Genomic DNA, 14,874 nt, shown 5'->3' on the forward strand with positions numbered 1-14,874 from the left:
TGCGTGTTATTTCACAAAAGAATTTTATTCATAAAAGTCTGATAGAAAAACATATTATCTGCTCTTTTTTATTATTGCTCATGCTTTTATCTATAAATTACCTTCTAAATTCACTTTTATGAAAATAGGTTCTGCTTCATTTTTAAATGCTTCAAGCGTAAATTTTTGGAAGTTAAGATTGTTATACCCTCTAAAAAAGAGTATTCCTCGTTCTAAATCGGTGAGCGTTGTCCACACTGAAAATTCACTTGTATGAAGCGCTTTTAACGTGTCATGGCCTAGTAATGGATCGATTGTGGAATTTTTAGGACGATCGAAACGGTTCATGATATGTGCTAATTCAACGAGTTGTATATCAGGATCAGACACCTGGTGATAATACGTTGTATAGTAAACCGCACGAATAAATCTATCGACAGAAGTATCGGAGCTTGGTAAAGAAGCTAAAGCAATCCCGCTATCTGGTTGTTTGACTTTAACATTTCCCAATGTGCTGGTGGAAATATTAACATTAGAAAGATGAGTGTAATTATTTAAGTTAGTAAGATGCCATGGAAATAATGGGCCATTGGTCATGCAATAAGTCGGATTATCATAAATATGCAAACGACCATCAGAAACTTCAACAACAATACAAGCTCCAGTTTTATCGTAAAAAGCATAATGAAAAGGGCTGGGTAAATTACGTAAAAGTAATAGTTTTTGTGACCAAAAAGCCGTCTTAGGAATGGCTTGTCTTAACTCTTCAACGGTTGCATATTGTGCTAAAGCCCATTCACCGATGGCCGCAATAGGTACTGATGTTGCGTAATCTTGCGGGGTAATATCATCGAGTTTTGAATCAGGAAGCATATTCAAGCTAAAAGAAAGGCCTTGAGCATTGACGCCCTCAAGTACGTCTTTTGTCCCTTCTAAATTAATTGGCGCTGTAATGGCAATAAAAGGGTATTTAACGGCATATTTTAGTCCTGGCGAACCGTCAGGAGCATTCTGTTGGAAAGTATGTGCTTTAGGATAATATGCAAAGATTGAAGCGGGTTTGTCTGTTGAGAATTCCATTGTTCTACCATGGTAAATACGATTTTTTTTATCTTTAATCGCGAGGGTAGTACAAGCAAAAACATTAGTATTTATTGTGTCATCAGACATTTTATATCCTTATTTAGCGTATATGAATAAAAGGCTTACTAAAAGGATAGAAGAAGTGGAAAAGAAAAGAGAAGAAATAAACAAAATATGGGTGAATAATAAAAAACGCCACTTAAAAAGTGGCGTTTTGAACAATAAATGTACTATGTGAATTACAGAACGTGAACAGATGAAGTATTTGTTGTTCCGCTATCAACTAATGCGCCTGTTACCATAACAACGCGATCGCCAGCATGAGCTAAACCACTCGCTAATGCGGCTTCTTTACCGATACGGTAGAAGTCATCAGTAGAAGAAATTTCGTTAACTAATTGAGTTGTTACACCTTTAACCAACAGAAGTTGACGAGCAGTTTCTTCGTTGTTTGTTAAGGCTAAGATTGGTGCTGTTGGGAAATATTTACGGATAGAACGTGCTGATTTACCGCCGAAAGTAGCAACAACGATAAGTGGTGAATCTAAGTTATCAGCCATTTCAACCGCACCGCGACACACTGCTTCAGTAACACGCAGTTTTGCACCTTTTTGGCTTACTTCGAGGCGTGATTTCATGATGCGGTCAGTACGATCACAAATTGTGGCCATGATAGTTACCGCTTCTACTGGGTATTTACCTTTCGCACTTTCACCTGACAGCATAACTGCGTCAGTACCATCTAAGATAGCATTCGCAACGTCACCCGCTTCAGCACGAGTAGGGCGTGGATTTTTGATCATTGAATCTAACATTTGCGTTGCAGTGATAACCACTTTGCGCGCTGCATTACATTTTTCGATCATCATCTTTTGTGCAAAGATAACTTCTTCAACTGGGATCTCAACACCTAAGTCACCACGTGCAACCATGATACCGTCAGAGGCTTCTAAAATTTCATCGAAATTATTCAAACCTTCTTGGTTCTCAATTTTTGAGATGATCATGATGTTTTCGCCACCGTGTGCTTTTAAGTGTGCACGCATTTCTTCAACATCAGAACGTTTACGAATGAATGAAGCTGCAACAAAGTCAACACCTTGTTCACAACCAAAGATAAGATCTTGTTTATCTTTTTCTGCTAATGCAGGTAAACCGATAGAAACGCCAGGTAAGTTAACACCTTTGTTTTCACCTAAGTCACCGTTGTTTAAAACTTCACAAACAACTTCAGTATCAGTAACTTTTGTTACTTTCATACCGATAAGGCCATCATCAACTAATACAGTATTACCAACGGTTAAATCTTTTGCGAAACCTTCATAAGTTACGGCTACACGCTCTTTATTACCAACAACAGATTTGTCTGTAGTAAAAGTGAAAGTTTGGCCAGCAACTAAAGCGACATCGTTACCACCTTCTAATTTGATGGTACGAATTTCTGGGCCTTTAGTATCTAATAAAATGGCGGCTTTTTTACCTGTTTTAGCGCAGACGTTACGCAGGTTCTTGATACGGTTGCCATGCTCTTCATAGTCACCGTGAGAGAAGTTTAGACGCATAACATTCATGCCCGCGTCCAGTAATTGATTCAGTTTTTCTTCAGATTCGGTTTTTGGTCCGATGGTGCAAACAATTTTTGTCTTTTTCATGGCAGTCTATTTAATGGTTGTATTGTAATGGATGAATAAGGATTAATGTCGCTATTTTTAATCAACTGTGCGAAACAGAATATGTAAACTCATCTCTAATGGATAAGTTGCGCAACATGTTAATGATCCAGCAACATCATAAAAAACTTGTCACTATTTTGTATCAAAGGTTGGTAGACATCTTACATTATAGTCTATCACGATTCATTTGTTCTGTTTTCTAAAGATGCCCGTAAATCAATACGCTGAAACCTTTCAACAAAATTATGTTTCGTATTATAGAGGTTAATTTCTATGAAGAAAATCGAAAAAAGGTAAATTTAAGTGATGTGATCAAAATACGGCGCTGATTGCTTGTTTTTTAAACGTTTTGTTGCGCAATAAATTTTTGCAAGCCAAATTAATTATTTTGTAGGGTAGGTAAGATGAGTAAAAATCAGAAAAAAAGAGAAAGAGAAATGGTGCGTCCAAGTGGACTCGAACCACCGACCCCCACCATGTCAAGGTGGTGCTCTAACCAACTGAGCTATGGACGCACTGTATTGAGATGTTGTTGAAAAATAAATGGTGCGTCCAAGTGGACTCGAACCACCGACCCCCACCATGTCAAGGTGGTGCTCTAACCAACTGAGCTATGGACGCATTATCTATTCTGGGTAACAACGGGAACGAATATTAACGAGATGATCTGATTCTGGCAAGAGGAAAAACACAAATTTATACTCAACTGCTCGTATTTAAAGCTATTTGTTGATATTTGTGTCATTCTCTTGCCAAATTAACCTTTTTGTTTAACGCTCTGAGCGTAATAACACCACTTCATCAGATTGACGCTGGATCCACCAAATACGAGAACCCATCATAATCGCTGATGCGGTTAAACCAAGAATAAAGCCAATCCAGAAACCGGCAGGGCCCATCGCTTCAACAAAATAATCAGTACGCCCTAAGATATAACCTGAAGGCAGACCAATGACCCAGTAGGCAATAAAAGTAATAAAGAAGATAGAACGCGTATCTTTATACCCACGTAACACACCTGAGCCAATAACTTGTACTGAATCTGATAACTGGTAAAGGGCAGCGAATAACATTAGATGAGAGGCTAATGTCACAACTTCAATATTATCGTTATACATTAAGGCAATTTTTTCTCTAAAGATAATAGAGAAAACGGCGGTACAGCTTGCCAGTATTAAACCAACTGCAAGGGCTGTAATCGCTGAAATACGAGCCTGTTCTGTAGAACGTTGCCCCAAGTTATAACCCACACGGATAGTTGCTGCTATACCCAATGATAGAGGGAACATAAACATCAATGAGCTAAAATTCAGTGCAATTTGATGGCTTGCCACTGCAGTAACGCCCAAAGGTGATACTAATAATGCAACAACGGCGAAAAGTGTTACTTCAAAGAATAATGCCAAGCCAACAGGTAGGCCTAAAAAAGTAATACGTTTTATAGTGTGGAATTGCGGAGGCACTAACCGTTTTACTGGCATTACATCTCGCTGTGTTGGTGCTCTACGCACGTAATAACGCATCATCAAGAACATTGCCCAGAAAACAGAGGCAGTTGCAACACCACAACCTATCCCCCCTAATTGTGGCGCACCAAATTTACCGTAAATAAAGGCGTAGTTAACAGGGATGTTAATTAATAAACCAATAAAACCAATGATCATACCGGGTTTCGTTTTGGATAACCCTTCACATTGGCTTCGCAAGACTTGATAATAAAGACAGCCAGGAGCCCCCCACATAATGGCGTGGATAAAGCCAATAGCTTTTTCCGCCAATTCAGGTTCAATATCATGCTGTGCTTCAATAATAAATCGGCTGTTATAAAGTATAGCTATAACCATGATTGATAAGAACGTCGCGAGCCAAAAACCTTGCTGTGTACGATCCGCAATATGTTTTCGTTGTCCTGAGCCATTTAATTGTGCAACGATTGGCGTCAATGCCATTAATATGCCTTGACCCAGTAAAATCGTTGGTAACCAAATAGACGTGCCTACTGCCACTGCGGACATTTCTGTCGCATTTACAGCACCCGCCATAACAGTATCAACCACACCCATTGCCGTTTGGGAAAATTGCGCGATGATAACGGGGATACCTAAAGCAAGTAAGCTACGCGCTTCTTTTATGTACTTCTGCACGCATACACCTTTATTTATTATAAGAAAAAGGAAGGAAAGGAAGAGAACAAACGCCGTATTGTTAAAATGGCGTAAAGAGATCCTCAAGAAGGCATATTCTAATGATAAAAGTTTAATTAGCAACGAAAGATGCTTAGCTTTTTAAACACAGGATTTTGATAATTTATTAGGTGTTTTTACGTTATATTTAACGGCAATTCTCAGCAAGGAATAAATACGATAATTGTTCCTTTGTATTAATAAGAGCTATGTTATTCTAACTAGCATAAGCCTAAATTGAGTTTACCAGTTTATCTACCCAAGGAGATGTAAGATGTTTACAGGTATTGTTCAGGGAAAAGGGCGAGTTATTGCTATAGAAGATAAAGGCGATTTTCGTACCCATATCATTGAATTACCGAAAGAGTTAGTCGGTAACTTAGAGACAGGAGCCTCTGTTGCGAACAATGGTTGCTGTTTAACGGTTACTAAAATCGAAGGTACGCACATTAGCTTTGATTTAGTGAAAGAGACGTTACGCCTCACTAACCTTGGTGAATTAAACGTGGGCTCTGAAGTTAATATTGAACGCGCAGCTAAATATGGTGATGAAATAGGCGGGCATGTGATGTCTGGCCATATTGTCACAACCGCCGAAGTTGCCAAAATTATTACTTCAGAAAACAATTTACAAATTTGGTTTCGCATCTTCGATAAATCGTTGATGAAATATATTTTGCATAAAGGCTTTATCGGTATTGATGGTATTAGTCTGACTATTGGTGATGTGGTTAATAACCGATTCTGTGTTCATCTTATTCCAGAAACACGAGATAGAACGACACTCGGTCGTAAACGCCTTGGCGATAAAGTGAATATTGAACTTGATCCTCAAACTCAAGCGATTGTGGATACAGTTGAACGTGTTATGGCACAGCAAGCACAGCAACAAGCTTTATTAGCAGCACAGCAAAGTGAAAACGAAGAGTAATAATAACATTATGACTTATTAGCTTTATTGCTTTTAAAGCCAGATTAAAAAGAAAGCCAGTCTATTGATTAAACTGGCTTTTTTGTTTTTAATAAAAATTAACGTGGAATTTGTAAACCACCAATTTGCCCTTTAGGGCTTAACATGATTTGCCATAATTGAATATCTCTGGCTCTAAATGCACCAGCACAGGCATTTAGATAATAGCTAAACATGCGTTTAAAGCGCGGTGTGTAATTTGATTCAATCTCTGGCCAACAGGTTAAAAAGCGCTGATACCATGCCATCAGTGTTTTATCATAATCAGCACCAAAGTTGTGCCAATCTTCCATTACAAACTTACCATCCATGGCATGTGCAATTTTTTGAATTGACGGCAAGCAACCATTAGGAAATATATATTTACTTATCCAACTATCTACATTCACTTTATCGCGATTAGATCCAATGGTATGCAGTAAAAACAGACCGTCTTCTTTTAAGTTACGGCGAACTACTTTAAAGTAGGTTGCATAATTTTTAGGGCCAACATGCTCAAACATCCCAACAGAAACGATGCGATCAAATTGTTCATGTAAATCGCGATAATCTTCTAAAATAATATTAACATCAAGTCCTTGGCATCGTGCCTGTGCCAATTTCTGCTGTTCAACAGAAATGGTGACACCTGTGACAGAAACACCAAAATGTTTTGCTGCGTAAGCGGCAAGCCCACCCCAACCACAACCGATATCTAATAAAGTCATTCCGGGTTTTAAATCTAGCTTCCGGCAAATAAGATCTAATTTGTGTTCTTGAGCTTGTGCTAAGTTATCTGCATTTTTCCAATAGCCACAGGAATATTGCATATTAGGATCAAGCATAGATGTAAATAAATCATTACCAAGATCGTAATGCTCTTTACCAACCATCCATGCACGTTTTTGTGTTTGTAGATTAAAAAGACGGGCCGTTGCAATTTTGAAAATATCACGTAGGTTTTGCGGAAGCTTATTTTCAAGGCCTGCACGCAATACTTTATGAAAGAATATATCAAGTCGCTCACAATCCCACCAACCGTCCATATAGCTTTCACCGAGACCTAATGAGCCTTGTTGCAATACTCTTTTATAAAAATTTTGATTGTGAACCTGAATATCATAAGGTTCAGAGCCATTTACTCGAATATCTGCATGAGTTAATAGTTCTATAGCGATCCTTTTATAAGGATCATTAGAGGTCTTTCGGCCTTCTTCTACACAAGATGTACTCATATACTCTCCGGCGTAAACTAAGCGGGTTTTGAGACATAAAGCTAAAAAAGGATGTGTACAGATTGACAGTATTAAAATGGTATTGTGTTCAATATGGATTGAACGAATAGAATTAATAAGACAACTAATCTGACATAATCAGCTAATAATCTGTTTAATGCCTCAAAATCCGAAAGAAAAATAAATAAAACGCCACTACAGCGTATAGATAAGTATAGAGACGTAGATTATTTTTCTCTAGAAAAGAAAAAGGCCATTTTTTATAAAATGGCCTTTTTAAGAATATTCCTAAAAGAAAGGGTGCGGTTATTCTGCTGTTTGAACTGTGTGTTTGCTAACGGATTTATTACGCTGAATAAAGTAGCCAACCGCCATTGGGATCGCTGTTAACGCCATAATTGCTGTGGTGTTAATAAGCGGTTGTTGGCTGATAAATGCAGACACGATAAAACTTGCTAAACTACAAAGACCCAGTTGTAGTGCATTTTGTAATGCGGCTGCTTTACCACTGATTTCAGGATAAGCCGATAAAGCATTAGATACAGCGATTGGATAAGAAGCACCATTCATTGCAGCCATAATACAGAACGGAATTAAGATCGTGGTTAATGTTGGCTCAGTAAACTTAGCAACAAGGTATAATGCAGTCATACTAACAGCATAGCCAATTAACAGCAGTGGTAATAATGCTTTACCCGTCATTTTTGACAGTAAAATACGACAACCATAGCCACCGACCATAAAGGCAATAGTTTGTGGAATATAGCTTAAACCGATATCCTGTGGTGAGTAACCCATCTTCTCAAGAATAATAGGTGAACCTGCTAACCAAGCAAAGAACCCTGCACTACAAGAAGCGTAAACTAATACGTTACCTGTATAGAGAGGGGATTTCAGTAATGTCATAAATGACGCAGTAGATTGGTTTGCATCGGAGACTGATTTTTGTTTAATATTTTTCAGCATTAATGTTGGTAACATTAAAACAAGTGTTACTGCCATTAATAGCATGAAAATCATACGCCAGCCGCCGTGATTTAATAGTGATGCACCAATTAAAGGGGCGAGTGCAGGTGATAATGCAACCAGTGGCATAATTAAAGCAAAAACGTGTTGAGCACGAGACTCATCGAAGCGATCAATAACTAATGCTTGCCAAATAACAGCCGCAGAGCAGACACCAAAAGCTTGTAAGAAGCGCATCGCAAGTAAACCCGTTGCACTTTCAACCCACAACATACCAAGGCAGCCTAAAGAGAAAAGGCTTAATCCAATAAGAAGAATAGGTTTACGACCAACTTTGTCAGAAAGTGGTCCCCAAAGTAACTGAGCAACAGCAAAACCAAATAAAAAGATACTTAAGCTATTACTGATAGCGCCTTCGCTGATAGCGAGTTCACGCTGCATCATACCGAATGCAGGCAAGTACATATCAATTGCTAAGTAACCCAGCATACTCAAACCTGCTAGGTACACCATGAAGCTCATAGGTGTTTTTGATTGTGTGGACGTTTTAGTATTCATTTTATTTTCTATGCTATGTGATGTAGAACATTTTATGTATTGTAACTAAGACTTATTTTACTTGTGAAACGGGAATATTTGGTTAATGCTGTGAAAAATTTTCAAAGGAATAAACTCTATGTGGTCAGAATACTCTTTAGAAGTTGTTGATGCAGTCGCAAGAACAGGAAGTTTTAGCTCCGCTGCTCAAGAATTGCACAGAGTGCCCTCCGCCGTTAGTTATACTGTTCGGCAATTAGAGGAATGGCTCGCCGTTCCTTTATTTGAGCGCCGTCACCGTGATGTAGAATTAACCGATGCGGGTAAAATTTTCATCAAAGAAGCGCGATCTGTTATCAAAAAAATGAATGACACTCGACACCTATGTCAACAGGTTTCCAATGGGTGGCGTGGTCAATTTAGTATAGCAGTTGATGGCATTGTTAAACCCGAAAGAACACAACAACTTATTCTCGATTTTTATCGCCATTTTCCTGATATTGAGTTGTATGTCTACCCAGAAGTGTTTAATGGGGTGTGGGACTCCTTAGTTAATGGTCGTGTTGATTTAGCCATTGGTGCAACAAGAGCGTCACCGATTGGTGAACGTTATAGTTTCAGAGATATGGGTTTTATGCCTTGGCGCTGTGTTTGTCATGTTGATCACCCATTAGCTAAAGCAGAACATCCATTAACTGATGATGAAATGCGACCTTATCCTAGCTTATGTTTAGAGGATACATCACGTAGTTTACCAAAGCGTGACACTTGGGCGTTAAATAATCAACGTAGAATGGTTGTACCAACATGGGATATGGGGCTTGAGTGTTTGTTGGCAGGATTATGTGTAGGAATGGTACCTTGGCATCGTGCTGAGCCATTGATAGCCCAAGGAAAGCTAGTTACTTTAAAACTTGCACAGCCATTGCCAGACAGTCCATGCTGTCTGACGTGGGTTGATAAAAGTGAATCGCCTGCTTTGACGTGGTTGTTAGATTATCTTGGAGATAGCCAAACCTTAAATGAGGAATGGCTTCGCTAGACATCAGATAGCTGAATAGGAATTAGCGACGATAGTCGATAAAAGGGCCATCAGCAACTGAACGACGCTCAACCAATCGAGGGTGTACTTCGATTGTTTGGGCATCTTCACGTTTGTTGACGATGCGATCAAGTAACATTGATAAGGCCATTTGACCTAAACGTTCTTTGGGCTGGTGGACTGTGGTTAGTGCAGGGGTAAAATAACGTGCATTACGAATATTGTCATAACCTACGATTGAAATATCAAAAGGAACACGTAAACCTAACTCATCAGCAGCACAGATTGCACCCATTGCCATCACATCACCGCCACAAAAAACTGCAGTAGGGCGTTGTTTTTGATTTAGCATTTGATACATCGCTTTATAACCTGACTCAGGTTCAAAGTCACCTTGTACAATCCACTCATCTTTTACTGTGATTTTGGCTTCTTCCATGGCTTTTAGAAAGCCTTGTAGACGACCACCACCGGTGTTGCGCTCTAATGGTCCAGGAATAATACCGATATCACGATGACCTCGTTCGATAAGATAACGGCCAGCGATATAACCACCATGAAAAGCGTTATCGATAATAGTATCTGTAAAGTCGCCACGGGCCTTACCCCAATCCATGACAACCATGGGAATATTACGATAGCCTTCCAAAAGAGTCAGAAGATGATCGGGATATTCAGAACACATCACTAATAACCCATCAACGCGTTTTTGTGCCAGCATCGCTAAATAGGCTTTTTGTTTATCAAGATTATTATGTGAATTACATAAAATCAGTGTATAGCCTTTGCTATAACAACTGTTTTCAACTGCTTCAATCACTTCAGCAAAGTAAGGAGCTTCACTGGACGTGGCTAACAGGCCAATAGATTTGGTGTGATTGACTTTCAAACTACGCGCAACGGCACTAGGCGAATAATTTAATTCTTTTATAGCGGCCCAAACTGCTGCCCGTGTGTTCTCAGCAACAAAACGTGTTTTGTTGATCACATGAGAAACAGTCGTGGTAGATACGCCTGCGCGTTTTGCCACGTCTTTTATTGTTGCCATGGTGTGGAAAACTCCTGACCTTCATTGGTCTCTTTTATCTAATTTTGTGGTTTAACTGCCAGTATAGTCATACATAGGGCAAACACTGGCAATAATTTAGCGATTAGCTATGAATTTTGTATGATCTAGCTCAAAAGTGAAAGTATTAATCAATGTTATAAATTGTGCACTGGTCGCTATTTTAGCAAATTTTGATATGTGATAATAATTAACCATGACAAGGTTATGGTTAATAACGTGTATTATAATCATATTGAGGGAGATATAGATGGATACGGATCTGAAATTTGGTTTGAGCACAGCAGTAGCAGCGCTTGTTATGATTGTTTTATTTTCAACTATGTTGTTCTAATCACTGCTTTATAAAATATCCGATCAATTGTAATAATAAATTATCGAATATCTGAATATAACAAAGGGCTCAAGGCCCTTTGTTATTATGTCACCAAAAATGAATCACAATCATTCACTTTTGATCACTAAGTTCAATTAAGCTAGGTTAGCTTCAACAAATGACCAGTTAACCAGTGCCCAGAACTCTTCTAAATATTTAACGCGGGCATTACGGTAGTCGATGTAGTAAGCGTGTTCCCATACATCCACAGTTAACAGAGGTTTGTCTGCACCTGAAACTGGCGTTGCCGCATTAGAGGTGTTAACAATTGCAACTGAACCGTCAGCTTTTTTAACTAACCAAGTCCAACCAGAACCGAAGTTTTTAGCTGCTGCATCATTAAATTGCTTTTTAAACTCTTCAAAAGAGCCAAATGCTTTGTTGATAGCATCAGCAATTTTACCTGTTGGTGCGCCACCTGCATTTGGTGCTAAACAGTTCCAGTAGAAAGTGTGGTTCCATACTTGAGCCGCGTTATTGAAGATGCCACCATCAGTAGATTTAATGATTTCTTCTAAAGATTTGCTTTCTAAATCAGTACCTTTAACCAGATTGTTTAAGTTGGTTACATAGGTTTGGTGATGTTTACCGTAGTGGTATTCTAATGTTTCTTTAGAGATATGTGGCTCAAGAGCATCTAACGCATAAGGTAATTTTGGTAATTCGAAAGACATTGCGTACTCCTTTATACTATCTATTTCGGGTTTTGTGCCTGAAATCATTTCATCTAAATTGATAAAATGAGGCAAATGAATCACTAATTTGTTGCTATTTTGCTAATTATTTTAACAAAAACCTGCTGAAATAACAGCTAAATATATTTTATCTATAGTTATAAGCCATATAGATTAGTAATACTCATAAGAGTATATCCCTCTTGCTTACACGTAAAGTAGCAAAATCGCATTTATAATGAGATAGGTAAAAATAAAAAAATAACAATTTAATGCTGATACGATAGCTTAATGAATCAATTAACATTGTGTGGTTCAGGAGAAGTAGTTACAGCTCGTATAGGGTAATGAACTTGTTTCTAAAGGAATATACAATATGAAAAAGCTATTTATAGCTATTGGCATGATAGTATTTTTATCTGGTTTTGGTTTTAAAAGTAATGAACCTTTGAAATTAGATTTTGGAAGATCAATTGATGATATTACTTTTATAAAAAATGGTGTGTGTGAAACAGAGGAAGATATTGTCACTTGTTTTTTTAATAATGATCCTCCGTTTGAGAAAGACTCTGATAGAAATGCATTAAAATTTTATAAAGGTAAATTAATTGGTGTAGAGCTATCCTATTTTGGTGGCGATGACATTGATTCAGTCTGTGATCTTTTAGCTCAGAAAATGAAAAATATTTATCCTTTAGTTAAAGATAAAAAAGCATTGTTAGCGGAGGTAAATAACTGTAAGGAGTTAGAGGTGATAGAATATGAGTCATTAAGCGAGAATAAAATATTTGTATTTTCTGAAATAGAGAATATTGAGGCTAAAGAAGGGGATATAGAAATAATATATTCACATAAGCCTTATTATTTATACATTTATCGTCGTAGCGATATTGTAGATTGAATTTACGCAAATAGAGTGTAGGAGTTAAAATGAGTTATAATATTGCATTATTTGATTTTCCTATTCCGGATGATTTTGAAAAAGCGTGTGAATACTTCGAAAAATATGAAGATGAAGATATTCAAGAATTAAGCTCATCAATGTTGCGTTTTTATCAAGAAATTTCTCATTTATATCCATGCCTTTGCGAATTACCTGATGATGAAATAGATGATAGTGTGTGGTGTGATGGACCTTTAATTAATAACTTTATGACCAAAATCCCAGTTATTGGTTTTGTTTACTCTAAAGTAGATGAAGCTCTTCCTGTGGTTATTAAATTAGCAAATAAAATAGGAATTTCAGTCCTTGATTGGCAGCAAGGAACGGTATTTAATGCTAAATAATAAAAATGATATTTGAGATGGTATAAGGGTTGATTTAAATTCTCCGATAATAGTTTAAGTTTTTTCAATGGAGTGACAAAAGCATGCATGGAAGTATTATTTTTAAGTGTTTTTCTATAAAAAATTTAGTTCAGAGTCTATTTTTACTTATTTTTTGTGGTGTGCTAAATGGCTGTAGCATGTTCTATGGCATTGCATGCAGTACCAGTATTTTATTTACACCGTCAGAATCACAAGAAAAAATCTATATGCCAGAAGCTGTTGTTAATCAAAATTATGATCAACAGATTGAAATTGGGGTATTTTCTGGTTTAGCTCCATATTATATTGTGGAAAGTCCTGAATGGGTTACTGTGACATTAATGGTCAAAAATAAAGATGGGGAGTGGCTTTCTCTTATTACAGATGAAGATTGGCAAAAGCATGTCATGCATCAAGAAGAGCGTCCTATCATTTTTGCTCATTTACAAGGAACAGCACCTAAAAGTGGCAATGTACGGATAAAAATAAAAGCCACAGTAGGGCGTACTATGTGTGGTACAACAGATCCTGTTTTTGCTTTACAAGTCAAAGTGAGAAAAGAATAAGCTATCCGTGATACTTAAATATATTTGTTTTAATTAGGTGAAGATTATCTAATGAGATTCGTTCATTTTATTTTATCTATAAATACCCTAACTTACTAAAATCTAACATTATTAAAAATATTAGATTTTAGTATTGCTTGTATTTATAGAATAATTTAACGGAATATGATTTTCAGAACAGGCGCTTATCCTGTAATAAGCGTGTACATCATTTTCACTACGACTAAGAATAGGAATAATGCAAATATTTGACGAACTCTAGGAATTGGTAGGCGATAAGCAACTTTAACACCGATAGGTGCGAAGAGTATGCTAGTTATGCTTATTCCGATAAAGGCAGGTAAATAGATAAAACCCAAGTAATAATCATCAATATTTGTTTGATTCCAACCGTAGACAATACCCATGATTGTGCCGATAGAAGCAATGATGACACCAATCATTGAAGAGGTTGCAATACATTTACGTGTATTAAATCCCCAATGACTTAAAAGAGGGATAGTAATAGTGCCACCAGCAATGCCGATAAAGCTGGATATAAAACCAATTAAAGAGCCACCACTTGTTAAGGCAGGTTTTGAAACAATAGGATCTTTTACGTTTTCAATGCGTTCCGCTTCTTTCTTTTTAGTTAATAAACCATAGATGGTATATACCATGAAAATACAGAACACGATTTGCAATATCGTGTTTGACATTTTTTGTACCAGAAATGTCCCCACAAGCATACCAATGATGGTGCCAATGGATAATAAAGGAAATTGTTGCCATAAAATGGCTTTATGCTTGTTATGGGAATACGCTGAAGATGCAGTGGAAAATATAATGACAGAGAATGAGGTAGATAAGGCTATCTTCATCACCATATCTGTTGGGATGGCTTGCTGGCTGACCACATACATGACCACTGGAACAATGATTGCACCGCCGCCAATACCAAGTAATCCAGCAAAAAAGCCAGTGATACATCCCACTAAAAGAAACAGTAAAATCATGTCCATCATTAATACTCATCAAGGTTTATAACAAACCCATCTATATACATTATATCCTTTTAAGAAGGTAGCGTTTTATTTTAATGTATAGATTATGAAATTTAATGCATTGATTTTGATATGAAAGTGATGCTTTCTTTTCTTCTTTCTCGTTTAATATAAAAGAATATAGAACTAAACATACTTCAAATAAAGAAGCCTATAAAATATATAATGATGGATTTTATAATAATTTATTCTTT

At 37.2% G+C, this 14,874-nt stretch carries 14 protein-coding genes and 2 tRNA genes; 6 read left to right on the forward strand and 10 right to left on the reverse strand.

Annotation, left to right across the window (positions count from 1 at the left end):
• Positions 1-90 precede the first annotated feature (90 nt).
• The 5 genes from DK866_RS09415 to DK866_RS09435 all read right to left on the reverse strand — a co-directional run bounded on the left by DK866_RS09415 (position 91) and on the right by DK866_RS09435 (position 4,879).
• A complete protein-coding gene (locus DK866_RS09415; protein ID WP_109408694.1) occupies positions 91-1,149 on the reverse strand; it encodes a linear amide C-N hydrolase in 1,059 nt (352 codons plus the stop codon).
• A gap of 152 nt (positions 1,150-1,301) precedes the next feature.
• Positions 1,302-2,714, reverse strand: coding sequence for a pyruvate kinase PykF (pykF, locus tag DK866_RS09420; RefSeq protein WP_109408695.1), 1,413 nt, complete (start codon positions 2,712-2,714; stop codon positions 1,302-1,304).
• A gap of 459 nt (positions 2,715-3,173) precedes the next feature.
• Positions 3,174-3,250 (reverse strand) — tRNA-Val (locus tag DK866_RS09425).
• Between the two features lie 29 nt (positions 3,251-3,279).
• Positions 3,280-3,356, reverse strand: a tRNA-Val gene (locus tag DK866_RS09430).
• Positions 3,357-3,505: 149 nt separating this feature from the next.
• Entirely contained in the window at positions 3,506-4,879 is a 1,374-nt protein-coding gene (locus tag DK866_RS09435; protein ID WP_109408696.1) for an MATE family efflux transporter, read from the reverse strand.
• A 313-nt stretch (positions 4,880-5,192) separates the two neighbouring features.
• Between DK866_RS09435 and DK866_RS09440 the strand changes: the two genes are divergently transcribed.
• Positions 5,193-5,849, forward strand: coding sequence for a riboflavin synthase subunit alpha (locus DK866_RS09440; RefSeq protein ID WP_109408697.1), 657 nt, complete (start codon positions 5,193-5,195; stop codon positions 5,847-5,849).
• A gap of 98 nt (positions 5,850-5,947) precedes the next feature.
• Here DK866_RS09440 and cfa read toward each other — a convergent pair whose 3' ends face one another.
• Positions 5,948-7,102, reverse strand: coding sequence for a cyclopropane fatty acyl phospholipid synthase (gene cfa / locus DK866_RS09445; RefSeq protein WP_109408698.1), 1,155 nt, complete (start codon positions 7,100-7,102; stop codon positions 5,948-5,950).
• Positions 7,103-7,408: 306 nt separating this feature from the next.
• Positions 7,409-8,626 carry a purine nucleoside transporter PunC gene (gene punC, locus DK866_RS09450; RefSeq protein ID WP_109408699.1) on the reverse strand — a complete coding sequence of 406 codons (1,218 nt, stop codon included), beginning with the start codon at positions 8,624-8,626 and terminating at the stop codon, positions 7,409-7,411.
• A 118-nt stretch (positions 8,627-8,744) separates the two neighbouring features.
• Here punC and punR point away from each other — a divergent pair, with 118 nt between their 5' ends.
• Positions 8,745-9,647, forward strand: a complete 903-nt coding sequence (gene punR / locus DK866_RS09455) for a DNA-binding transcriptional activator PunR (RefSeq protein ID WP_072070292.1) — start codon at positions 8,745-8,747, stop codon at positions 9,645-9,647.
• A gap of 22 nt (positions 9,648-9,669) precedes the next feature.
• Here the strand turns inward: punR and purR are convergent, their stop codons facing one another.
• Complete coding sequence (purR, locus tag DK866_RS09460; protein ID WP_036937255.1) at positions 9,670-10,695, reverse strand: HTH-type transcriptional repressor PurR; 1,026 nt, start codon at positions 10,693-10,695, stop codon at positions 9,670-9,672.
• Positions 10,696-10,963: 268 nt separating this feature from the next.
• Between purR and DK866_RS20320 the strand changes: the two genes are divergently transcribed.
• Complete coding sequence (locus DK866_RS20320; protein ID WP_103004765.1) at positions 10,964-11,047, forward strand: YnhF family membrane protein; 84 nt, start codon at positions 10,964-10,966, stop codon at positions 11,045-11,047.
• A 137-nt stretch (positions 11,048-11,184) separates the two neighbouring features.
• Here DK866_RS20320 and sodB read toward each other — a convergent pair whose 3' ends face one another.
• On the reverse strand, positions 11,185-11,763 hold the full coding sequence (sodB, locus tag DK866_RS09470; protein WP_072062546.1) for a superoxide dismutase [Fe]: 579 nt from the start codon (positions 11,761-11,763) through the stop codon (positions 11,185-11,187).
• 376 nt (positions 11,764-12,139) lie between these two features.
• Between sodB and DK866_RS09475 the strand changes: the two genes are divergently transcribed.
• The 3 genes from DK866_RS09475 (at position 12,140) to DK866_RS09485 (ending at position 13,637) form a co-directional block, all read left to right on the forward strand.
• Complete coding sequence (locus DK866_RS09475; protein WP_109408700.1) at positions 12,140-12,664, forward strand: hypothetical protein; 525 nt, start codon at positions 12,140-12,142, stop codon at positions 12,662-12,664.
• A 29-nt stretch (positions 12,665-12,693) separates the two neighbouring features.
• On the forward strand, positions 12,694-13,050 hold the full coding sequence (locus tag DK866_RS09480) for a hypothetical protein (RefSeq protein ID WP_109408701.1): 357 nt from the start codon (positions 12,694-12,696) through the stop codon (positions 13,048-13,050).
• Between the two features lie 179 nt (positions 13,051-13,229).
• A complete protein-coding gene (locus tag DK866_RS09485) occupies positions 13,230-13,637 on the forward strand; it encodes a hypothetical protein (RefSeq protein ID WP_162556997.1) in 408 nt (135 codons plus the stop codon).
• A 185-nt stretch (positions 13,638-13,822) separates the two neighbouring features.
• Here the strand turns inward: DK866_RS09485 and DK866_RS09490 are convergent, their stop codons facing one another.
• Positions 13,823-14,641 (reverse strand): sulfite exporter TauE/SafE family protein, encoded by an 819-nt coding sequence (locus DK866_RS09490; RefSeq protein ID WP_244179679.1) that lies wholly within the window; start codon positions 14,639-14,641, stop codon positions 13,823-13,825.
• Positions 14,642-14,874: the final 233 nt, after the last annotated feature.

The sequence above is a fragment of the Proteus genomosp. 4 str. ATCC 51469 genome (genome assembly GCF_003144375.1).
GTDB lineage: Bacteria > Pseudomonadota > Gammaproteobacteria > Enterobacterales > Enterobacteriaceae > Proteus.